The organism is Psychrobacter sp. UBA2514 (assembly GCF_002341255.1).
Classification (GTDB): Bacteria; Pseudomonadota; Gammaproteobacteria; order Pseudomonadales; family Moraxellaceae; genus Psychrobacter; species Psychrobacter pacificensis.
Genome location: NZ_DDNS01000014.1, coordinates 1 through 22,637, shown reverse-complemented (window position 1 = coordinate 22,637; position 22,637 = coordinate 1). Strand labels below are relative to the sequence as shown.

The following is a 22,637-nucleotide window of genomic DNA, read 5'->3' as shown; positions in this document are numbered from 1 at the left end:
TATTTAGCGCTTAACGTCCATTAATCCATGCATATAGCTCGCAATATTAAAGATGCTAAGTTTATGCACAAAAAAAAGTAAGCACTAAGGCTTACTTTTTTAGTGAATAATAAACAAATTTATGATTAATTTAAGCGAGTTGTACCATCATTGATCAATTTTGGTGTGACAAATATCAACAGCTCTTCCTTATTGTTATTGCGCACATCTCTGCGGAATGCACGGCCAATGTATGGTAAATCGCCTAAAAACGGCACTTTGTCCACGTTATTATTAGTGCGGTTTCTAAAGACCCCACCCAATACCACCGTTTGACCATCTTCAACGATCACATTGGTTGAGATAGAATCCTCAGAAATAGCCACCTGATTGTTGATAATAGTCGGCGTACCATTAGTAATAAGTAACTGCAGACCAATTTTGCCATCAGGGGTAATATTTGGCGTCGCCTCTAAACTCAGTGCCGCTTCTCTAAAACTGGTTGTAGTTGCGCCGCTCGCTGAGGCTTCTTGATAAGGAATCTGGGTGCCAGAAGAAACTTTTGCGGTTTGCTTGTCGGCCGTCAACACTTTCGGGGTTGAGATGACTTCACCGCGATTGTCCGCTTGCAATGCTGATAGTTCAAGATCAAGCATCACATCAGATAAACTTAATAAGCCAAAAGCGATACTACCGGCTGGATTATCCACCCCTAAATCAACGTTTAAGTTATCAGGACGGCTGATGTCATATGAAGGATAAGAAACCGTTTGTCCATTGACAGTCGTGGTTTCTACGTCAAACTCTTTTAAGTCCCACAAAGTTTGATCACTACCACCAACCAACAAGCTACGATTATTGGCTGCACCATTTGATAAGATTCCCCAGCGAACCCCAATCTCTTTACTAAAGCTGTCAGTGGCACTAACAATACGTGCCTCAATCATAACCTGACGCACAGGGATGTCAATCTTACTAATGAGTTTGTGAATATTTTCGATACTGTCAGCCACATCTTTGACAATCAAGGTATTGGTACGCTCATCAACTGTTACCGTACCACGATCCGACAACAACGTATTATTGTCATTTCCACGATTTGTAAGTCCGCTCGTGCCCCCTATACCGCTACTACCAGATGAGCCACTTCCTTGAGAAATCAAAGTCAGGACATCTTGTGCTTTTGCATAGCTCAAACGAATATATTCAGTACGTAATGGCGCATAAGATTGAACAGCTTGCTGCGCTTCAAGCTCACGTGCTTCTTGTTCAGCGAGTTCAGTAGAAGGCGCAACCAAAATCACATTACCATTTTCGCGCTTGCCTAGATTTTTACTTTTTAGAATAATATCGAGTGCTTGATCCCAAGGCACGTTGATCAAACGCAAGGTGATGTTACCAGCGACTGAATCACTCGCAACGATATTCATCTCAGTAAACTGCGCTAAAATATCTAACACGCTGCGAATTTCAACGTCTTGGAATTCCATGGACAGTGGCTCGCCGCTGTATACTCTCTCCTCAAGTGTCGGCTCACGTAGCAGCTCAGGCTTGCTAATACTAATATTTAACTGATTGCCTGACTGATAAGCTTGATACTCGTAATCATCAAACATATTAATAGTGATGACACCATTTTGTCCTTGGTTTTTAGTATCGATGCTACTCACCAGACCACTATTAATATTTAATCGACGTAGCAAGTTTCTTGGGACCGTACTGCCTGTTAAACGTACGACAAGCTTATTACCTTGGCGTTGTACATCTACCGGAATGGCTTCGTTGGCAAGTACCATGCTGACGTTACCGCCACCATCATTACCTGCCGAAAAATTGACCGCACTGAGACCATCATAGCTGTATTGCTTACTTACTTGTGCAGAAGCAAGTTGCGGGTTCAACAGTGGATTAACTCTGACTACCATCGTATCGGCTGGTACTTCGTTTTCTACCACGACGGTATTATTTGTACTGACAGCTGCAACGGGAACCGTGCTGGTCTCAACGATTGGCGTGACGACTGCAGTGGTGGTGATGCCGCTAGAGTTATTAAGGACATCTTGTACAGGGTCACTAGTAATCACTGGACGATCAGGATCTGTAATGGTCAGTAGTAGCTCGTTACCCTCAATCGCTGTTGTATAATTGCCTGATTGCTTGAGGCCAACGATAAGACGCGTCGTACTGTCGCTACTCAACGTGGTGACATCATTGACCATACCGATATTGTATTCGTTGAAACGACTGGCAAGACCGTTTTGTACTTGTTCAAAGTCTAATACCAAGCGGCTAGGATCATCAAGCTCGTAGGCTGCAGGCAATACTGGTAAACCTGTGAACCCCAAACGCATTTGTGTCACTGCTGGTGCAGTTTGCACTACAGACACATTATTGATGCGCTGTGCAGCGTGGGCGCTACTACTTACTGCCACCATGCTGACTGCCAGTGCTGAAATGGCAAAAGCAGAAGAAACGCGGTTGCTCATCATCATTACCTTGTTATTGCGTACTGTCATTATTTATTCCTCAAAAAATCTGCCGACTTAGCTTATAGGGGATACCAGCGACTGGGGTTTTTCAATAAACCCAGCGCGGCTGTCTGGCACAATTTCAATCAAATTGATCTGGGTCGGCGTGATTTCAACAATACGGCCGTCATTCAATCCAAGATAATCACCTACCTTCACACTAGCAACTGAACCATCAGGACGTTGTACCAATGCGTATCGCTGACCTTCAGGCGACACTACTACGCCTCGAAAAACCAGTTGCGATAACTCGTATTGTTCAAGTGGTTCTTTTACACGTGTAATATCTGGGCGCACGCCATCAATAGAAGTGGTAGGACCCTCTACATTCACCAGGCTTGGTGGTAAAAACGGGCTGCGCTGTGAGCTTGCACTATAGACGAAGTCTTCTACTAGTTCAGCTTTGGGTGGTGGTTCGATAGGCTGCGCTGGCTGGTTACGGATGTCAGTCATCGCTTGCTCTGCCATACCGATACGATCCGTACAGCCAGTCATCGCTAGCACTGAGATACTTAAAGTCAACAGCATGGGTAGTTTTTGCATACTCATTAGTTACCTCCTGCATTTGCATCAGTAGCGGCGGCATCACCTGCAGGAGCCGTTTCATCTTCAGGAGTCGCTTCTTTTGAACGATAGGTTTTGGTTTGCAAGACTAGATTAAGCTCAGGTAAAACATCTAAGCTCGGTTGTGGGTTACTCACCTCAAAATCGTGCATGGTGATGATACGAGGCAGTGCTGCAAGGCCACTAATAAAACTACCAAACTGATGATATTCACCTAAAGCAGCAATGCGAATCGGTTGCTCAATGAAAAATTCATTTTCAATCTCAGGTTCGACAGAGATGTCTTGAAAACGAATATTACTACCGACACCTGTCATATTGATACCTTCTACCAGCTCTGACACACGCGTGTCTTTTGGCAACTGGTCTAATAAGGTATTAAACTCCGTTTCCATCTGAACGACCTGTGCTTGATAGGCTTGTAAGTGACGCGCGCGCGATTCTTTTTCACGATAGCTTTCAAGCAAGGTCTGTTGCTGACTTTCAGCAGCATTGATCTCATCAATTTTACTACTAATCGGTAGCGCCCATGATAGGGCCGCTATAAAGGTAATAATAAGACCGATCACCGTCACCTTCACTGGTAACGGCCAGCTGCCATAGTTTTCAGAGTCTAGTGACTCAAAACTGCGACGAAACTCATTGAGATCAAACTGCTTCTTTGGTTTTGAAGCAATTTTTTTGGTCTTAATTAGGCTTTTTTTACGGACAAGTTTCATAACTCCCCTCCCACACCATCTTCCGCAGGGACAGGCGTTTCTGATTGTACTTTAGTCGTCACTACGAACTGCACATAACTGTCTTCAGGATAGACTGGACGCGGTGTCTCACCAGCCGTAGTGACGGTATTATTCAGTACAGGGGCCGCTTCATAAGCGCTAATATTCTGTTGAATATTGCTAACTGCTGAATTACCCATCCATTTACTGCTGTCCAAATTACGTATCAGGCTAGATACAATGTTTGGGTTATCAGCCAGACCAGTCAATGTTAATACATCGCCTTCGCGTTTGAGATTGGTTAGATAAAGCGCTGGTGGAATCGCTCTTGCCAGATCATCCCACAAACGTACTGGTACAGGACGCCGACCTTGCAAGTCTTGAATGACCTGCATACGTGAGATAATATCTTCACGGCGCTGCTCTAAACTGTCAATCTCAGTCAATGCGGTGTCTAAGCGTGCATTTTCTTGTTCAATCAAAGCATTAGCATCAAGCTGTTCATCAAGCTCATTGTTAAAATAGCTCCATGAAGCAAAGGCCGCCAATAAAGTGAGCAAAGTCACCGCAACGATCAGAGTCATAAACTCTTTGTTACGACGCTCGCGCTCTTCTTGTCGCCAAGGTAAAAGGTTAATACGAGCCATTAGTCAAAGCTCCTTAACGCAAGACCGCATGCAGCCATTAATCCTGGCGCGTCAATGGTCAATTGCTCATTATCAATATTAGGCGCAATGGTCATATTGGTAAACGGATTGGCAACACTAACGCTCACACCGAGTTTTTGTTGTGCCATCCCAGCGAGACCTGCAATGGAGCTACTACCACCCGCAAGTACCACGTGGTCAATACTACTATACTGACTTGAGGAGAAGTAAAACTGTAAGGAGCGAGTGATTTGCTGAATGGTATTTTCTATAAAAGGGGTCAAAACTTCAGGATAGTAGTCATCAGGCAATGAGCGCTCACGTTTGCTCAGCGTTGCCTCTTCAGCTGACAGTCCATACCGGTTTTGAATCGCTTCTGTTAACTGAACACCACCAAACAATTGCTCTCGACTATAAATAAACTCACCATTTTTTGCGATATATAAAGTGGTTTGATTATGGCCGATATCAACCAAAGCGACCAGTTCAGGCATATTGGGTAGATTATCCGCCATCAGTCCAAAAGCACGCTCTATCGCATGTGATTCGATATCCATGACTTTTGTTTGCATCCCGCCAAAAGTCAATGCATCCACACGTTGATCTACGTTTTCTGAGCGAGAGGCCGCAAGCAGGACTTGAACCATATCTTCGCTAACCAAAGAGGGGCCTAATACTTCAAAATCTAAATTCACATCCTCTAAAGGATAAGGTATATATTGATCAGCATCGAGACGTATCTGTGCTTCACGCTCAACATCGCTTAGCATCATATCCATATCAATAATTTTGGTGATGACGGCAGATCCTGATACGGCCGTTGCAGCATTGCTGCCCGCAACTTGGCAACGTCTTGCTAGACTCGCTATAATGTTGCCAACCGCCTCTGTATCAACTAGGAGTTTGTCGACGACTACACCTTCTGGTAGTCTCTCAATACCGTAAGATTTTAGGTGGAACATGCCTTGTTGACGCTGTATGTCCACTATTTTTACTGAAGTGGCACAAATATCCACACCAATCAAATGTCGACTTTTTGAAGTAAATAGCCTCACAAACTCTATACCTTATATTAAGTGTACAATCTGATAGTTATTTGTAATAATTGAATACAATACTTTACTTAATTGATAGATTCAAGCGTTTAAAAATATATTAAGGCCTACTTACACATTTATTATGACCTGTTGATTTTGTTCAAGGTATAATACCTTATCCGCTACAAATTCTAATGAATAAGTCTTATTATGGCCAAAAAAAATGCTACCGCTCGTCTCATTCATTTCTTGGTGGGACTTTTTGTCGCTTGCCTAGCATTGGCAGTTATCTTAGCGCTTGCTGTACCTATTGGTTTTTATGGGATGGCGATGTATTTATCGCCAACTTTGCCAAGTATTCAAGAGATAAAAACTGCCAATTTAGAAATGCCATTGCAGATTTATAGTAGCGATGACAAATTAATCGGCCAATACGGCAATCGTTTATCGTTACCAGTCACATTTGATGAAATTCCTGAAGATTTGACTCACGCTTTTTTAGCGGCAGAAGATGCTTCTTTCTTTCAGCATAGTGGCATCAGTATCAAAGGTCTTGGGCGCGCGGTCACTGAAGTGGTGACTGATGATGACAGTCAGACTGGTGGCTCAACTATTACAATGCAGGTCGCCAAAAATTATTTTTTAAGTCCTGAGCGTACTCTAAACCGCAAACTGACGGAATTATTTTTAGCACGTAAAATCGAAGACGAGCTGAGTAAAAACGATATTTTGACTTTATATGTCAATAAGATTTATTTGGGCGAAGGCGCTTATGGTATCCGCGCCGCTGCCAAAAAATACTATAGTAAATCACTAGATAATCTTACTATTGCTGAAATGGCAATGCTTGCCGGTTTACCAAAAGCCCCTTCTAAATATAATCCTGTTGCCAATCCTAGCCGCGCGTTGACTCGGCGTAACTGGATTATTGGCCGTATGTATGAGTTGGGTTATATCACCAAAGCTCAGCATGATGAGGCCGTTAACTCCCCCGTTGGCATTAAGCTATATCAAGAAAAACTCGACGTTAATATGCCCTATTTGGCAGAAATGACACGTGCGACCTTAGTTGAACGCTATGGTGAGCAAGTCATGCACAGTGGTTGGCGCGTTCGTCTCACGGTCGATAGCAAGGCACAAACGGCGGCAGAGGCTGCCATATTAACTGGGCTGATTGCTTACGAGCATCGTCATGGTTGGCGCGGCGCAGAGGCAAATGACGAGCCTCTCGAAAACTTTCAGCGCTATAGCAATATGTCTCCTGCCAAAGTTACCAAAGTCAACTCTCGTAGTTTTGAAGCGATATTACAGTCTGGTGAAAGTGTAACGGTCAATTGGTCTGGCATGAGCTGGGCACGCAAATACATCTCTGCCAATCGTATCGGTTACTATCCTAATAATGCTAGCCAAATAGTGAGCAAAAACGATATTGTCCGCGTGATACCTACCGCAAATGGTAATTGGCAACTAGGGCAGATACCCAAAATACAAGGTAGTCTGGTTTCATTAAATCCAGAAACTGGCGCGGTTAATGCATTAGTAGGCGGTTTTGATTTCAAACACAGTAAGTTCAACCGAGCCTTACAAGGATGGCGCCAACCTGGTTCAACCATCAAACCATTGGTCTATACCGCCGCTTTGGAAAAAGGCTACCGCCCAGACAGTATTGTTTCAGATCGCCCTATTCAAGTAGGCGACTGGAAACCTAAAAACTCTGATGAACGCTTCTTAGGTGACATTACCTTACGTCGTGGTTTGTATTTATCTCGCAACTTGGTTTCTATCCGTCTCCTACAAGCCATTGGTATCTCTGATGCGCGCAACCTCTTAGATGAGTTCGGCCTAGACAAAGAAAAACTACCAACAACTTTATCGTTGGCTCTAGGGGCAGGACAAGCAACCCCATTGCAAATGGCAACGGCGTATTCAACCTTTGCTAATGGTGGTCACCGCGTACAACCTTACTTTATTGAGCAAATTTATAACTATAAAAATGAGTTATTATTTCAGGCCAATCCACTTCAGGCTTGCGCCCTATGCTTTAATGAGCAACTTGAAGCGGTTAATAAAAACCTGATAGAAGAATATAACAAATCATTAGAAGATAAAAACAGTACTACTGAAAAATTGGCTACCGAGAGCACAGAGCTAGAAAATAGTGAAAATGTAGAAGAAACGGATGAAGCAATCGATCTTACTGTCTATGACGCTGGTCCACAATCAGATCGCCTAAAAGCACCTGTCGTACAATACATAGCAGCCAAACAAGCACCAAGGATATTAAAGCCTAGAGTAGCATTTGAAATGGCAGATATTTTACGTGATGTGGTGCAACGTGGTACTGCAGTACGAGCAAAAGCCTTAGGCCGTGATGATATTGGCGGCAAAACCGGTACAACCAACGAAGCCAAAGACGCTTGGTTTGCAGGGTTTCATCCTACCAATGCAACGGTTGTATGGATGGGGTTTGATCAGCCAACATCTATGGGTCGCCGAGAGTATGGTGGTGTGGCTGCCCTGCCTGTCTGGATGGACTTTATGAAAGCTCAGCTCAAAGACACGCCAAACCAATGGGTGTCTATCAATAACCGCTCAAAATCTAAAAAGCAGCAACAGCAAATTATAGAAATGACCGATAATGGTATTATAACTGATGATGACGACATCTCTGATAATAGCGCACCAGCAAAACCGGTCAAGACTCAAATTCAGCAGCGTAAGCCGACCCTACCTGAACCAACTACAGATACTAGCAACTCAGCAGCTCAAGCAAACAATAGCCGTAGTAACGATAGCGTGCCGCAAAATCCTTTATCGGTCACGCCGGTCCAGCGTATGCCCCCGATGCCAGAATAATCTACTGGTATCTCTAGCTACCGATATAAAAAAAGGCTTGTTCAGTCATCACTGAATAAGCCTTTTTTTGTAGATATTATATTTCGAATAGACTCATCCTGCTAAAACTCAACCATCCCTGCACGTAGTTGCTCGATCAGTTCTAAAAGCTGATTACGCCATTCTCTTATCGTTGCCTCATCAGGTAACCATTGATTTGACAAAGTAACGACATTCACAATAAGGTCGGGCGCGGCTAAATCGCTACTTGGTTTTTCATCCACAACCGTATCTGGTGGTACCGCATAGAGACAACGCTCATAAGCGCGCTCTATATTTGCAATAAAGCCTTGCTGCTGCAATTGCTGCAAACGCTGAATCTCAGGAGATACCTGCGTGCGCTCGCTTAGTGCTTGCTCAATATCTGACAAAGTTGGTGCGGTCATATTTAAGCTATAAAAATGACCCAGTTCTTGAGTGAATGCCAGCAGCGCACCATACAAATGAAAAATAGCCGTTTCGCAATGGGCTTGATATAGCTGCTTATCATTGGTGCTGCCTGCTGCTTGACATGAGAGACGGCAGAAATACAGTTTTTGATTGGTACGATCTGCTTGATATTTGGCAACGCGAGTTTTACCTGCCATGTGCGACTTATCCTTCTATAGATAGTAAATTGAGGCTTATTTTCCAGTGTACTATTTTTTTAGATAATAGCACCATGCCTTTCTCAGTTTTTATACACACAAAAAAGCCAGCGACTTAGGCTGGCTTTTTTTGAATTGAAAATGAATCAAAAATATTTAATACAATTAATTATTTTGATTTAGCTCTTGAGCAAAGGCCTCATCAAAGCTTGCAAAGTCTTTGCTGTCAGTGCTTGCAGTCATATCAAACGCTGCATTTAGATCACTGTCTTGTAGCTTCTGATCCGCTGTCTCTTTGCGTGCCTTGTGATAAGCAAGACCCGTACCTGCAGGAATCAAGCGACCAACCACCACGTTTTCTTTCAGACCACGTAGCTCATCCACTTTACCAGTCACAGCCGCCGCCGTTAGTACACGGGTTGTTTCTTGGAAAGACGCCGCTGAGATAAAGCTTTCAGTTGCAAGACTTGCCTTAGTGATACCTAATAATTGACGCTCAAACTGTACTGGGAATTTGTCTTCCGCTTCTAGTTTCGCATTCAACGCTTTGATATCTGCATACTCGACCTGATCACCTTTGAAGTGGCTTGAATCGCCGCCGTCAGTGACTTCAACTTTACGCAGCATCTGACGAATAATAACTTCGATGTGCTTATCGTTGATTTTTACACCCTGCAAGCGATAAACGTCCTGTACTTCGTTGACGATATAATCAGCAAGTGCCGTCTGGCCTTTCAAACGCAAGATATCATGCGGGTTTTGTGGACCATCTGCAATAATCTCACCACGTGCTACCGTCTCGTTTTCAAAGACGTTGATTTGACGCCATTTTGGAATCAGCTCTTCATGTACTTCGCCATCTTCATTGGTAATAATGAAGCGGTTCTTACCTTTGGTCTCTTTACCAAAGCTTACGACACCTGTCATTTCTGCCATGATGGCGTGATCTTTTGGACGACGTGCTTCAAATAGATCAGCAACACGTGGTAGACCACCGGTAATATCTTTTGTACCAGAAGAGGCTTGTGGGACACGGCCTAGAATCGAACCTGCTGCTACTTTTTCACCATCGCTCACGCGAATGATCGTTTCAGCTGGTAAGAAGTAAACCACTTCTTTGCCTTCGTCAGTGTTCAAGATAATGGCAGGACGTAAGTCTTTTGCTGAACTTGAACGGTCACGAGTCGCTAGAATCTCAAACGAGCTCATACCAGTGGCATCATCAACCTTAACGGTCGCCGTTGAACCATCAACGATATCACTGAAACGTGCTGTACCAGCAAATTCTGTGATAATTGGATGGGTATGCGGATCCCATTTAGCGATGGTTTGACCGCTTTCAACCTGCTCTTCGTCTTTCACAAGAACGCTTGAACCGTACGGTACTTTATAGCGCTCACGCTCACGGCCAAGCTCATCAGTCAACGCGATTTCAGCTGAACGCGATACGATGACTAAGTGACCATCAGTATGCTGTACCGTTTTCATGTTTTCAAAGTGCGCTTGACCAGCATTACGTACAGAGATGCTGTTGTCCACAGATGCTGAACTCGCGGCCCCGCCCACGTGGAACGTACGCATGGTTAACTGAGTACCTGGCTCACCGATGGACTGAGCGGCCATAACACCAACTGATTCGCCGATGTTCACTTTATGACCACGTGCAAGGTCACGACCATAGCATTGTGAACACACACCATGTTCGATATCACAAGTAATCACCGAACGTACCCAGATATCATCGATTGCGTTGTTATCAAGGACATTAACCCAATACTCATCAATCAAGGTACCCGCTGGAATCAATACTTTTTCACTGTCATCATTGTAAGTAACGTCACGGGCAGTCACACGACCAAGTACGAGATCACCTAGCTTCTCAATGATTTCACCACCTTGGATATGTGGCTTCATGAGTAGGCCTTCTTCAGTACCACAGTCATCACTGGTGATCACCAAATCTTGCGCCACATCAACTAGGCGACGAGTTAGGTAACCCGAGTTAGCCGTTTTCAGTGCTGTATCCGCTAGACCTTTACGTGCACCATGCGTTGAGATGAAGTACTGTAGTACAGTCAAACCTTCACGGAAGTTCGCTTTAATTGGTGTCTCAATGATTGAGCCATCTGGTTTCGCCATCAAACCACGCATACCGGCCAACTGACGAATCTGTGCCGCACTACCACGAGCGCCAGAATCCGACATGATAAAGATCGAGTTGAATGACTTCTGCTCGTCTTCTTCGCCTTGCGCGTTGATAACTTTATCTGTTGCCAAATTATCCATCATCGCCTTAGCGACTTTGTCATTGGTACGTGACCAGATATCAACGACTTTATTATAGCGCTCACCAGCGGTCACAAAGCCTTGCTCAAATTGATCTTCGATTTCGCGAACTTCGCCTTCTGCCACTTCGATGATTTGTTTTTTCAGTGGTGGAATGACCATATCATCGATACCGATAGACACACCAGATAGCGTTGCTTGAGCAAAACCAAGATACATCAATTGGTCAGCAAACATAACGCTTTCTTTGACGCCCACTTTACGGTAGCAAGAGTTGATCAAACGAGAGATATTTTTCTTCGTCATCTCTTGGTTACACTCATCAAACGTCATACCTTTAGGCATGATGTTCCAGATAAGTAGACGACCAGCAACCGTATCTTTGATACTGGTTTCTTTGGTCTCGTTACCGTCTTCGTCAATTTGCGTTTCAGTGACACGCACTTTGATCTTCGCGTTTACATGCAAATCATTTGAACCAATTGCACGCAAAGCTTCGTTGACGGTCGAAAATATCATGCCTTCGCCTTTGGCATTGATAGACGAGCGACTGATGTAATATAGACCAAGTACAACGTCCTGTGAGGGTACGATGATCGGATCACCGTTCGCAGGTGACAAGATGTTATTAGTAGACATCATCAAGGCACGTGATTCAAGCTGTGCTTCAAGGGTCAATGGCACGTGAACGGCCATTTGGTCACCATCGAAATCGGCGTTGAATGCAGTACAAACAAGCGGATGCAACTGGATGGCTTTACCTTCGATCAATACTGGCTCAAATGCCTGTAAACCCAAACGGTGAAGTGTTGGCGCACGGTTGAGAAGTACTGGATGCTCACGGATAACCATGGCCAGCATATCCCATACTTGTGGCTCTTCACGCTCTACCATCTTTTTGGCAGCTTTAATCGTAGTCGCTAAACCATGAGACAATAGTTTGTTATAAGTAAATGGCTTGAATAATTCTAGAGCCATTTTCTTCGGTAGACCACACTGATGTAAACGTAATGTTGGGCCCACAACGATAACCGAACGACCAGAGTAATCGACACGCTTACCAAGCAAGTTCTGACGGAAACGACCTTGCTTACCTTTGATCATATCAGCCAAAGATTTCAATGGACGCTTGTTACTACCAGTGATGGCACGACCGCGACGACCGTTATCAAGCAACGCATCCACTGACTCTTGCAACATACGTTTTTCGTTACGTACGATGATATCAGGTGCGCTCAGCTCAAGCAGACGCTTAAGACGGTTGTTACGGTTGATCACACGGCGATATAGATCGTTTAGATCTGACGTCGCAAAACGACCACCTTCTAGCGGTACTAACGGGCGCAAATCTGGTGGTAGTACTGGCAAGATATTCATTACCATCCACTCAGGCTTGTTATTAGAGTCACGGAATGCTTCTAATAATTTAAGACGCTTAGACATCTTCTTAAGCTTGGTCTCAGAACCTGTTTGTGGAATCGCTTCACGCAGCTCATCAATCTCAAGATCCATATCGATATCTTTCAATAGGTCTTGGACAGCTTCCGCACCCATCTTGGCAGTGAACTCGTCGCCAAACTCTTCAAGTGCTTTGTAATAATCTTCATCATCAAGCAACTGATACTTCTCTAAAGAAGTCAGACCAGGATCAGTCACGATGTAGCTTTCAAAATATAGGACGCGCTCAATATCGCGCAATGTCATGTCTAGCAATAGACCGATGCGGCTTGGTAGTGATTTTAGGAACCAAATGTGCGCCACAGGACTGGCTAGGTCAATATGACCCATGCGGTCACGACGAACTTTCGCAGTGGTGACTTCAACACCACATTTTTCGCAGATAACGCCTTGGAACTTACGGCGCTTATATTTACCACATAGACATTCAAAATCTTTTACTGGGCCAAATATTTTGGCACAAAAAAGACCATCACGCTCAGGTTTGAACGTGCGATAGTTGATGGTTTCAGGTTTTTTTACTTCGCCGTGCGACCATGACTTGATGACGTCAGGTGAGGCTAGAGTAATTTGAATGCTATCAAACTCTGTATTACCGTTGCCGGTAGGGCTTTGCATGATATCGAGTAAATCTTTCAAGTTGCTTCTCCGTTATCTTTATAATCATCTGACAGCGTACCATTGACGCAGATAAGATGAATGAAGGCAATGAATAGGGTTGAGACAAATCACTAAAAGCAGCAGCAATAAAGCAGACTGCCTTTAGTGGACAACTAAGTTAAACAACGGGCTAGTTGCTTTGTTTTAACTCAATATTAATACCCAATGATTTGATTTCTTTGGTCAGTACGTTGAACGACTCAGGCATGCCTGGATCCATATACTGCTCACCATCAACGATGTTTTTGTACATACGAGTACGGCCTTCAACGTCATCCGACTTCACCGTTAGCATTTCTTGCAACGTGTAAGTCGCGCCGTATGCTTCTAATGCCCACACTTCCATCTCACCGAAGCGCTGACCACCGAACTGCGCTTTACCGCCGAGTGGCTGCTGCGTGACTAGAGAGTAAGAACCCGTTGAACGCGCATGCATTTTGTCATCAACCAAATGGTTAAGCTTGAGCATGTACATGTAACCCACGGTCACTTTACGGTCAAATTTCTGACCTGTACGACCATCATATAATGTCTGCTGACCATCGCGATCCATACCAGCAAGCTCAAGCAGGTCTTTGACTTGGCTTTCTTTTGCGCCGTCAAATACTGCTGTGCCCATTGGTACACCGCCACGTAAGTTGTCTGCTAGCGCCATGATGTCATCATCACTTAAGCTATCAAGATCAACTTGCTCACCGCCTACTTGGTTATAGATTTTGTCCAAGAAGTCACGTAGCTCTTTGATCGCTGCTTGAGATTTGAGCATACCATCAATCTTCTCGCCCAATCCTTTCGCTGCCATACCCAAATGCGTCTCTAGAACCTGACCAATGTTCATACGAGATGGTACACCAAGTGGGTTCAATACGATGTCAACTGTATTACCATTTTCATCATAAGGCATGTCTTCAACTGGCATGATGCGCGATACCACACCTTTGTTACCATGACGACCAGCCATCTTATCACCAGGCTGAATACGACGCTTAACCGCTAGATATACTTTAACGATTTTTTGTACGCCATGTTGTAAGTCATCACCAGCAGTCAATTTGCGTTTTTTCTCGGCAAACTTCACATCGATGTCTTTTTGCTTATCAACCAAGTAATCAGAGATTTGCGTCAGACGCTCAGAGATTTCTTCTTCTACTGGCTGGATATCAAGCAATGTTTCAAGGCTCATATCTTTCATATCAGCCAATGCCATAACCGTACCGGCTTTTAGACCAGCACCGCCGCTGACTTTTTGGCCATCTAGTAGAGTACTAATACGACCGCGAGCCGCTTCTTCAAAGATACGTAGCTCTTCTTTCAAATCTTTGCGATAGCTATCAAGCTGCGATTTTTCAATCGCTCTTGCGCGTGCGTCTTTTTCAACGCCATCACGGGTGAAAACCTGTACGTCAATAACCGTACCTTTACTTGAAGTTGGTACGCGTAGTGAAGTGTCTTTCACATCCGCCGCTTTTTCACCAAAGATAGCGCGTAGTAGTTTCTCTTCTGGCGTTAGCTGCGTTTCACCTTTTGGCGTCACTTTACCAACGAGAATATCACCAGCATCAACTTCAGCACCGATATAGACGATACCTGCTTCATCAAGACTTGATAGTGCGGCTTCACCAACGTTTGGAATATCAGCCGTAATCTCTTCTGTACCTAGCTTGGTATCACGAGCCACACAAGTCAATTCTTGGATATGAATCGTAGTAAAACGATCTTCTTTCACGACTTTTTCAGATAGTAAGATTGAATCTTCAAAGTTGTAACCATTCCACGGCATAAATGCGATGCGGATGTTCTGACCCAGTGCTAGCTCACCAAGATCCGTTGATGGACCATCAGCCAAGATATCACCCAAAGCAATCTCGTCACCTTGGTTAACAATGATACGTTGGTTGATACAAGTGTTTTGGTTAGAGCGCGTGTATTTGATCAAGTTATAGATATCAATACCTGCTTCACCAGCAACCATCTCGTCTTCGTTGACACGAACCACGATACGTGATGCATCAACATCTTCAATCACACCGCCACGCTTAGCGATGACACAAACACCTGAGTCACGAGCAACGTGTCGCTCCATACCGGTACCTACCAATGGCTTATCAGCACGTAGGGTAGGAACCGCCTGACGCTGCATGTTCGAGCCCATCAAGGCACGGTTAGCATCATCATGCTCTAGGAACGGAATCAGACCTGCTGCAACCGATACTACCTGACTTGGTGATACATCCATATGCGTCACTTTTTCTGGCGGCATACGAACAAATTCACCATAGCTACGTACACTGACCATCTCGTCAGATAACGCGCCATCCTCAGTCATCGGAGAGTCAGCCTGTGCAATAACAGTACCGACTTCTTCGATTGCTGATAGATATTCAATATCATCAGTCACTTTACCATCAACCACACGGCGATATGGCGTTTCTAAGAAGCCAAAGCTGTTGGTTTTAGCAAATGTCGCTAGTGAGTTGATCAGACCAATGTTTGGACCTTCAGGAGTTTCAATAGGACATACACGGCCATAATGCGTATCATGTACGTCACGTACTTCAAAGCCTGCGCGTTCACGAGTTAGACCACCAGGTCCTAACGCTGATACACGGCGCTTATGGGTAACTTCAGACAATGGGTTGTTCTGATCCATAAACTGTGACAACTGGCTTGAGCCAAAGAATTCTTTAACCGCAGCCGCTACTGGCTTAGAGTTAATCAAATCTTGTGGTGACAAGTTGTCTGACTCTGCTGAGCTCAAACGCTCTTTTACGGCACGCTCAACACGTACTAGACCAACACGGAATTGGTTTTCTGCCATCTCGCCCACTGAACGAATACGGCGGTTACCTAGATGGTCAATATCATCGACATCGCCGCGACCGTTACGAATTTCGATAAGTTCTTTTAGAACATTAACGATATCATCGTTGGTCAATACACTGCGTTCGCGCTGTACGTCTGGATCATCGGTGTTTTCAAATGGCAGACCAAGACGACGGTTGAACTTCATACGGCCGACGTTAGATAAGTCATAACGATCGGCGTTGAAGAACATGCTCTCAAACAGTTTCTCAGCCGTTTCAACCGTTGGTGGTTCACCTGGACGCATGACTTTATAGATTTCGATCAATGCTTCTTCGCGGGTTGAGGTGCTATCAGCACGTAGCGTATCGGCAATATAACTACCTTGGTCGATATCGTTAGTGAACAGAATGCTGAACTCTTTGATGGCACCACTGGCTTCAAATGAGTTCAATTTTACCAATAACTCGTGGTCGATTGGCGTGTTCGCTTTAGCGATGATTTCATCATTAACAACGATGTCTTCAGCTAAAATACGCTCATATAGGTATTCATCAGGTACCGCAATTTTCGTCATACCTGCTTCTTCAAGCTGACGGATACGGCGTGCGTTAATACGTTTGCCCTGCTCTACAATAACGTCACCTTCAGGTGATACGATATCAAACTGCGCCATTTCGCCACGTAGACGATCAGCAACTAGATCAATTTCAAACGTCTCTTCAGCTTTATAAACAGCAACTTTATCAAAGAACAAATCTAGAATTTCAGATGTAGTCAGGCCAAGTGCACGTAGAATGATAGAAGCCAATAGCTTACGGCGACGGTCAATACGAGCAAAGACTAAGTCCTTTGCATCAAATTCAAAGTCTAACCATGAGCCACGATAAGGGATGATACGCGCGTTATAAAGCACTTTACCACTTGAATGCGACTTACCTTTATCATGGTCAAAGAACACACCAGGTGAACGATGTAGCTGAGATACGATAACACGCTCAGTACCATTAATAATGAAAGTACCGTTAGCAGTCATCAAAGGTATCTCGCCCATGTAAACGCTTTGCTCACGGATATCTTTGATAGCGGCTTTGCTATCTTTATCTTTGCTGTCTTTATCTTTGATGATCAAGCGAATTTTGACACGCATCGGCGCCGCAAACGTTGAACCACGTAAGATACACTCACGCTCATCAAATTCAGGCGTACCTAAATAGTACTCAACAAATTGTAACTCGGCGTTACCAGAGTGACTCTCAATTGGGAAAATAGATGAATACGCAGCTTGCAAACCAGTATTCTCACGAGCTTTTGGCTTTTTATGCTCTTGCAAAAATTGCTCATAAGAATCTACTTGAATAGACAGTAAATAGGGAACGTCCATTACAGTGGGCAATTCAGCAAAACTTTTGCGAATACGCTTTTTTTCAGTATAAGAATATGCCATCGAGAGTCCTTACAGTAAACGTGGAAACAAATTAAAAGCGTGGCCAGTATGCATAAATACGATGCACACTTAGCGACGTAAACGATAATATAAAACGGGTTTTCGTGTTCAGTTCATGTCTTTTCTGTCAATTACTACTTTACTCATCAGTGCTTACCTAGCACACTTCACTTAATCTCGTCTTTGCTTGCTAAATTCATGGTAAGTGAATCAATCTATATGACTGTTGCAACCAAAAAATTCAATATTATATAATCTATAATGCCTTGCCTATGAGGCTTAATTTACAAATACATTGCTGGAAAATCACGTCTATGAAGATTGCATATAAGCCACTTGCCATCTAGACTGCTTATTACCGAACTATGTCCCCTACACATGCAAACTGTCTATAAGAGTTAATATCGACAGTCATGCCGCACCAGATAGGCAACTTATGATCAACAGCTTTTTCAGAATACCGCTTTTGTCAGGATTAATAATCGGGGTAACTATAACTTTAAGAATCAGTATAAACTATAGTGTTGATAGGAAAGCATGCAGACACAAAAAAATGCCAAACATCTACAGACGTTTAGCTGATATTAACTGATTTTAAAACTGCTATGTGTTCTTGCATGTATATCGTCTGTCCTTTTGATGGGTATCCACCGTTAATGCATACGTATGTTGGCAGACACAAAAGGTCAAGCTACGAATTATAATAAAAAAAAGCTGGCAATGCAAGGCATTACCAGCTTTTTTTTCTGTACAGTGTTAAACTTATTTTAGTTCAACAGTTGCACCAGCTTCTTCAAGTTTCTTTTTCAACTCTTCAGCTTCAGCTTTAGATGCGCCTTCTTTGATTGGAGCTGGAGCGCCTTCAACCAAATCTTTCGCTTCTTTTAGGCCAAGACCAGTTGCTTCACGTACGGCTTTAATTACGCCAACTTTCTTGTCGCCGAAGCTAGCAAGAACAACGTCAAACTCGTCTTTTTCTTCAGCAGCAGCAGCGCCACCAGCAGCAGCAACAGGTGCAGCAGCAGCAACAGCAGCAGTTACGCCGAATTTTTCTTCCATATCGCTGATTAGCTCAACGATGTCCATTACTGACATTTCAGCGATTGCGTTTAACACATCTTCTTTAGATAGTGCCATGAGAACTCTCCGTTATCTGATAAAAATTAATTGATTTTAATATCGCTTTGATTGATTGCCGAATGTGGCAATAAAATTCAACCAAAATTAGCAATGTTAAAGTTACGTTAAAACAAGCAATTAAGCAGCTTCTTTTGCGTCTTTGATTGCCGCTACAGTGCGAACGAACTTGCCAGGAACAGCGTTCATAGTCTGGACAAGCTTGGTCACTGGTGCGTTCATAGTAGCCATCAAGATAGAGATTGCTTCGTCGCGAGTTGGTAGCTTCGATACGCGCTCTAGCTCTTCTGGACCATAAACTTCACCACCGACTGATACTAATTTGGTCTCTAAAGCTTTGTTATCTTTACTGAAGTCGAAAACGACTCTGGCAGCAGATCCCAAATCTTCCATAGAGAAAGCCAAAAGTAGTGGACCAGTCATACGGTCTGACATGCTCTCAAACTTAGTGCCTTCAAAAGCGCGTTTTGCCAGGGTATTTTTTACCACTTTCAAAACGACACCTTTTTCACGGGCTTGTACGCGAAGCTGAGTAAGCTGTGCAACACCAATACCGTGATATTCGGCAGCTACTGCTGAGTAAGCATTAGCAGCAACTTCAGACACTTCAGCCACAACTTGTTGTTTTTGCTCTAGCGTTAATGCCATAAGTTGACTCCTTTAATCTTATCAATCTGCTTATCATAAAAGCGCTAAAAATCGAAATTTCTGCAAGCTTAAATTTCAAGCTAGGACTGACTTGATACGACACATTACCAGCGGATTCAATTAATAAAAAAAGCATCTACTGGTAACGACTGATTACGGCACCGTTATCAGAATGACGTTGAGTAATAGTTTGAAGATTATATAAATAACCTTACCGCCCTATTCGCTCGTGTCTTAAACTGTATGGGCCACCGTCTGCGTAGGACAACTAAGATTTTCATCTGTCGTCGATTAACAAAAGTGACTCAGTGTCATATTTAACCATTCGAAAATTGTTACTTATGACGCTAAACCACTCTCTACCTACGGTCTTAGACAGCGTAGCAAATACTACGCTGACCTAATTTTTAAATATAGTATGTGCTCATCATTCAAAATACTTGAAGTTCAAGTACTCAAAAATAGAGACTTTAATTATTTTGCGGTACGATAAGGAACAGCGTCGATCGTTAGACCAGGGCCCATCGTGCTAGACAAGGTGATTTTCTTGATGAAAGTACCTTTAGAAGTAGCAGGCTTAGCACGCTTTAAATCAGAAAGAATCGCTTGCGCGTTTTGCTCGATTTGCTCAGCAGTGAAACCAACTTGACCGATAGTTGCATGGATAATACCAGCTTTATCAACACGGTACTGAGCCTGACCCGCTTTCGCATTAGTCACAGCTTCAGCAACGTTTGGCGTTACCGTACCAACTTTAGGGTTAGGCATTAGACCGCGTGGGCCTAGGATCGTACCCAATTGACCAACAACACGCATAGCATCAGGAGCTGCGATCACAACATCAAAGTCCATGTTACCGGCTTTAATTTCTTCTGCTAGGTCTTCAAAACCAACGATGTCTGCACCAGCTTCTTTAGCGGCTTCAGCAGCAGCGCCTTGAGCAAATACAGCAACGCGTTTGGTTTTACCAGTACCAGCAGGTAGATTGGTTGCACCGCGAACGACTTGGTCAGATTTACGTGGGTCAACGCCCAAGTTTACTGCAATGTCGATAGACTCTTTGAATTTTAGCGCTGGCAAATCGTTTAGGATTTGAACGGCTTCTTCTAGCGTGTATTGTTTTTCGTTATCAACACGGCTTTGAATTTCTTTTTGACGTTTGGTTAGCTTAGACATTATACACCCTCCACGGTAATACCCATTGAACGTGCAGTACCAGCGATGGTACGGACAGCAGCGTCAAGATCAGCAGCCGTTAAGTCTGCATTCTTAGTCTTAACGATTTCTTCTAGTTGTGCACGGTCCACTTTACCGACTTTAGCAGTGTTCGGTGTACCTGAACCTTTAGCGATGCCAGCAGCTTTACGTAGTAAGTACGCAGCTGGTGGTGACTTCATGATGAAGGTAAAAGATTTATCGTTATATACTGTGATCTCAGTTGGGATCGGTAGACCTGGCTCCTGGCCTGAGGTCGCAGCGTTAAATTCTTTACAGAACGCCATGATGTTCACGCCTTTTTGACCCAAAGCTGGACCAATCGGTGGTGAAGGATTTGCTTTGCCTGCAGGCACTTGCAGTTTGATGTAACCATCAATCTTCTTAGCCATGATACTCTCCTAAATGGGTGATAGCGCCAAATCAACGTGATATGACATATACCTGGTTGACTAACAGCTCCCCGGTTGATTAACTTTTTGCTGATTTAGTCTAGTTTTTCAACTTTACTAAACTCAAGCTCAACCTGCGTAGGTCGATTAAATACGTTTACCGTTAAATGTAGTTTAGACTTCTCATAATCCACTTTTTCTACCAACCCTTTAAAGTCAGTAAATGGACCATCGATAACCAATAACTCTTCGCCTGGCTCAAATAGAGTCTTAGGACGTGGGTCAGTTTCAGTCTGGTTCAAACGGTTTAAAATGCGATCAGCTTCTACTTGCGTAATCGGTGCAGGCATCTCAGGCGTACCACCGACGAAACCCATAATACGAGGGCAATCTTTTACGATGTGCCAAGTATTATCGTTCATCTCCATTTGAATCAATACATAACCTGGAAAGAATTTACGCTCACTCTTACGCTTTTTGCCGTCTTTCATTTCGACGACTTCTTCAGTAGGAACCAGTACATCACCGAATGACTCAGCAAAGTCACTACGGTTAATACGATCAGTTAACGAACGTTGTACTTGTTTTTCATATCCTGAAAACGCTTGGACAATATACCAACGCATATCACGCTCCTGATCATTATAAATAAGTCGTTATAAGTAAATCTCTCGTTAATAGTCACTAATACGTGCTATTAACCGATAAAGATACCAACGAACCAATTAAAGAAATTATCTAATAACCAAATAAAAAACCCAACAATTCCGATCACGACAATGACTTGCCATGTGTATTGAAAGGTTTCGTCTTTACCTGGCCATGTCACTCGGCGAAGCTCAACACCTGCGTCTCTTAATAATATTTTAAAAGCACGACCTTGATGCGTCAGCGCCAAGCAAATTAATGCAAATACAACAAGTGCAACAATAATACCAATACGTACCCAGACATCGTTGGCAGGTTGCCAATAGCCTGGTAAATATTGATTAACGAGAGTCGCACCGATCAAAACAATTGCGGCAAGTAGCCACAAAATCAAATCTTTGATTGAGCCAGTCTTAGCAACTTCAACAGCAGAAGTACCGCTCGCTGAGATGTGCTTATTTTTAGACAGCATTCCACCAGCAACCGCCTTGGCATCAGATAACTTAGTCTCGAGGTTATCTTGATTATTGCTCATAAAGAACTCGCTTCGGAGATGATGGGGTACAACAAAGATGAGATAAGAAGATGGCAGGCGATGTAGGACTCGAACCTACAACCCTCGGTTTTGGAGACCGATGCTCTACCAATTGAGCCAATCGCCTATGGATGTAAAGGACAGCATTATACAATATCCAGCATAGAATGCAAGCCTTTGGCGGTAAAATTGTTAATTTTTACCTGATATTACATCTATCAAAAGTCACTATATTAATTATAGGCTTTCTCGTTATGGTTTAGATTAACCATACACGTTAAATGCAGCGCTAATATAGCAAGCTATGCGGCAAATTACAATACAGTGCACTATAAATAAATAGCCAGTATCAAATCAAAAGTCACTCCATCAAAAGAACCATTCTACCAAAGCTTAGATCTAATGCTGCAAATACCCCTATTTATCTCCAAAAAAAAGCCACCCTAGATAGGA

The 22,637-nt window shown here is 43.5% G+C and carries 15 protein-coding genes and 1 tRNA gene; 1 reads left to right on the top strand and 15 read right to left on the bottom strand.

Translation table 11 applies throughout. The features are described 5' to 3' along the window. Nucleotides 1-125: 125 nt before the first annotated feature. Genes pilQ through pilM form a run of 5 tightly spaced genes read right to left on the bottom strand, consistent with a single transcriptional unit; the run spans nucleotide 126 to nucleotide 5,492 of the window. Nucleotides 126-2,495 carry a type IV pilus secretin PilQ gene (pilQ, locus tag B3V51_RS05155; RefSeq protein ID WP_186473575.1) on the bottom strand — a complete coding sequence of 790 codons (2,370 nt, stop codon included), beginning with the start codon at nucleotides 2,493-2,495 and terminating at the stop codon, nucleotides 126-128. Between the two features lie 27 nt (nucleotides 2,496-2,522). Continuing rightward, nucleotides 2,523-3,056, bottom strand: coding sequence for a pilus assembly protein PilP (locus B3V51_RS05150; protein ID WP_058025948.1), 534 nt, complete (start codon nucleotides 3,054-3,056; stop codon nucleotides 2,523-2,525). After that, complete coding sequence (locus B3V51_RS05145; protein ID WP_071002930.1) at nucleotides 3,056-3,790, bottom strand: type 4a pilus biogenesis protein PilO; 735 nt, start codon at nucleotides 3,788-3,790, stop codon at nucleotides 3,056-3,058. Before B3V51_RS05145 ends, B3V51_RS05150 begins: the two co-directional genes overlap by 1 nt. Beyond that, the gene (locus B3V51_RS05140) at nucleotides 3,787-4,437 is read right to left on the bottom strand and encodes a PilN domain-containing protein (protein ID WP_071002929.1); all 651 of its coding nucleotides are present in this window, start codon (nucleotides 4,435-4,437) and stop codon (nucleotides 3,787-3,789) included. Before B3V51_RS05140 ends, B3V51_RS05145 begins: the two co-directional genes overlap by 4 nt. After that, on the bottom strand, nucleotides 4,437-5,492 hold the full coding sequence (gene pilM, locus B3V51_RS05135; protein WP_286708083.1) for a type IV pilus assembly protein PilM: 1,056 nt from the start codon (nucleotides 5,490-5,492) through the stop codon (nucleotides 4,437-4,439). Before pilM ends, B3V51_RS05140 begins: the two co-directional genes overlap by 1 nt. Before the next feature lie 192 nt (nucleotides 5,493-5,684). Between pilM and B3V51_RS05130 the strand changes: the two genes are divergently transcribed. Beyond that, nucleotides 5,685-8,330 carry a penicillin-binding protein 1A gene (locus tag B3V51_RS05130; protein ID WP_286708082.1) on the top strand — a complete coding sequence of 882 codons (2,646 nt, stop codon included), beginning with the start codon at nucleotides 5,685-5,687 and terminating at the stop codon, nucleotides 8,328-8,330. 101 nt (nucleotides 8,331-8,431) lie between these two features. Here B3V51_RS05130 and B3V51_RS05125 read toward each other — a convergent pair whose 3' ends face one another. The 10 genes from B3V51_RS05125 to B3V51_RS05080 form a co-directional block, all read right to left on the bottom strand. Further along, the gene (locus B3V51_RS05125; protein ID WP_223333352.1) at nucleotides 8,432-8,956 is read right to left on the bottom strand and encodes a DUF6586 family protein; all 525 of its coding nucleotides are present in this window, start codon (nucleotides 8,954-8,956) and stop codon (nucleotides 8,432-8,434) included. 165 nt (nucleotides 8,957-9,121) lie between these two features. Next, nucleotides 9,122-13,339 carry a DNA-directed RNA polymerase subunit beta' gene (gene rpoC, locus B3V51_RS05120; RefSeq protein WP_071002925.1) on the bottom strand — a complete coding sequence of 1,406 codons (4,218 nt, stop codon included), beginning with the start codon at nucleotides 13,337-13,339 and terminating at the stop codon, nucleotides 9,122-9,124. A gap of 151 nt (nucleotides 13,340-13,490) precedes the next feature. After that, nucleotides 13,491-17,609 carry a DNA-directed RNA polymerase subunit beta gene (gene rpoB, locus B3V51_RS05115; protein WP_071002924.1) on the bottom strand — a complete coding sequence of 1,373 codons (4,119 nt, stop codon included), beginning with the start codon at nucleotides 17,607-17,609 and terminating at the stop codon, nucleotides 13,491-13,493. A 762-nt stretch (nucleotides 17,610-18,371) separates the two neighbouring features. Beyond that, on the bottom strand, nucleotides 18,372-18,746 hold the full coding sequence (gene rplL / locus B3V51_RS05110; RefSeq protein WP_093071059.1) for a 50S ribosomal protein L7/L12: 375 nt from the start codon (nucleotides 18,744-18,746) through the stop codon (nucleotides 18,372-18,374). A 120-nt stretch (nucleotides 18,747-18,866) separates the two neighbouring features. Continuing rightward, nucleotides 18,867-19,394 carry a 50S ribosomal protein L10 gene (gene rplJ / locus B3V51_RS05105; protein ID WP_071002922.1) on the bottom strand — a complete coding sequence of 176 codons (528 nt, stop codon included), beginning with the start codon at nucleotides 19,392-19,394 and terminating at the stop codon, nucleotides 18,867-18,869. A 474-nt stretch (nucleotides 19,395-19,868) separates the two neighbouring features. Then, entirely contained in the window at nucleotides 19,869-20,570 is a 702-nt protein-coding gene (rplA, locus tag B3V51_RS05100; protein WP_071002921.1) for a 50S ribosomal protein L1, read from the bottom strand. After that, nucleotides 20,570-21,001: a 50S ribosomal protein L11 gene (rplK, locus tag B3V51_RS05095; RefSeq protein WP_071002920.1), complete on the bottom strand. Its 432-nt coding sequence runs from the start codon at nucleotides 20,999-21,001 to the stop codon at nucleotides 20,570-20,572. The genes rplA and rplK overlap by 1 nt, the downstream gene beginning before the upstream one ends. Nucleotides 21,002-21,096: 95 nt before the next feature. After that, nucleotides 21,097-21,627 (bottom strand): transcription termination/antitermination protein NusG, encoded by a 531-nt coding sequence (gene nusG / locus B3V51_RS05090; protein ID WP_071002919.1) that lies wholly within the window; start codon nucleotides 21,625-21,627, stop codon nucleotides 21,097-21,099. Nucleotides 21,628-21,698: 71 nt separating this feature from the next. Further along, nucleotides 21,699-22,184 (bottom strand): preprotein translocase subunit SecE, encoded by a 486-nt coding sequence (gene secE, locus B3V51_RS05085; protein ID WP_093071056.1) that lies wholly within the window; start codon nucleotides 22,182-22,184, stop codon nucleotides 21,699-21,701. Between the two features lie 51 nt (nucleotides 22,185-22,235). After that, nucleotides 22,236-22,311, bottom strand: a tRNA-Trp gene (locus B3V51_RS05080). Nucleotides 22,312-22,637: the final 326 nt, after the last annotated feature.